Genomic DNA, 1277 nt, shown 5'->3' with positions numbered 1-1277 from the left:
GGTCGAGCGGCTGGCACGGAAGGTCCGCTCGCTCAAGATCGGTGACGGCATGGATCGCGACAACGAAATGGGACCGCTGATCACCCGCGAGCACCGGGCAAGAGTCGAGAGCTACATCGGGCGTGGCGTCGAGGAAGGGGCCGAGCTGGTCGTCGACGGCCGCGAGCTGCGGCCTCGCGGAACGGAGTCCGGCGGATTTTTTCTCGGCGGCACACTCTTCGACCGGGTGACCCGGTCGATGGCCATCTACCGCGACGAGATCTTCGGGCCGGTGCTGCCGGTGGTCCGGGTCGCCGACTTCGAGCAGGCGCTCGATCTGGTCAACCGGCACGAGTACGGAAACGGCACGGCGATCTTCACCCGCGACGGCGACGTGGCGCGTACCTTCGCCAACCGGGTGAAGGCTGGCATGGTCGGGCTCAATATCGCCATCCCGGTTCCGCTGGCCTTTCACAGCTTCGGCGGTTGGAAGCGCTCACTCTTCGGCAGTCACAATATCTATGGCCCGGAGGGCGTCCGTTTCTTCACCCGGGTCAAGACCATGACGTCGCGGTGGCCGAGCGGTGTGCGCACCGGGCCGAACCTCGACTTCCCGTCATCGTCCTAGACCATCAGCAAGCGAGGACTCAAGATCATGGAAACCACGATGACCTTACCCAAAATGCCGCCTTGTGATTACGCTCCGCCACCCTACGAGGGCCCGAGCCGGGACGAGATCATGGCCGACCGGCGACGCTACTGCCACCCGGCGATCTTCACGCTGTATCGCGAGCCCCTGCTGATCGTCGACGGGCACATGCAGTACCTCTTCGACGAGAAGGGCCGGCGCTACCTCGACCTGCTGGCCGGCATCGCCACCGTCTCGTGCGGTCACTGCCATCCGAAGATCACCGAGCGGGTCAAGGCCCAGATCGACCGGCTGCAACACGCGAGCACGATCTACGCCCATCCCAACTTCGCCGAGCTGGGCCGGAAGCTGGCGGCGAAGATGCCGGAGGGGCTGGACGTCACCTACTTCACCAGCTCGGGGAGCGAGGCCAACGAGCTGGCGATCGCGATGGCGCGTCTCTACACCGGCAACGAGGACATCGTCGCAGTGCGCAACGCCTACCACGGCGGCACCGCGACCCCGATGAGCCTCACCTCGCACAGCACCTGGAAGTTCCCGCTTCCAGGCGTCGGCAAGGTCCACCACGCGGCCTGCCCCGACCCCTACCGCAGCCCGTTCAAAGGCAGTCCGGAGGAGATCGCCGAGCACAGCGCCGAGGACATCCGCG

General features: G+C 66.0%; 2 protein-coding genes. Both read left to right on the top strand.

The features are described from left to right. A partial coding sequence (locus GY769_23355; protein ID MCP4204856.1) for an aldehyde dehydrogenase family protein occupies positions 1-607 on the top strand: 607 nt, incomplete at its 5' end. 39 nt (positions 608-646) lie between these two features. Further along, positions 647-1277: aminotransferase class III-fold pyridoxal phosphate-dependent enzyme (locus GY769_23350; GenBank protein ID MCP4204855.1), on the top strand; the 631-nt coding region annotated here is incomplete at its 3' end.

The organism is bacterium (genome assembly GCA_024224155.1).
GTDB lineage: Bacteria > Acidobacteriota > Thermoanaerobaculia > Multivoradales > JAHEKO01 > CALZIK01.
This window is presented reverse-complemented; position numbering and strand designations above follow the sequence as displayed.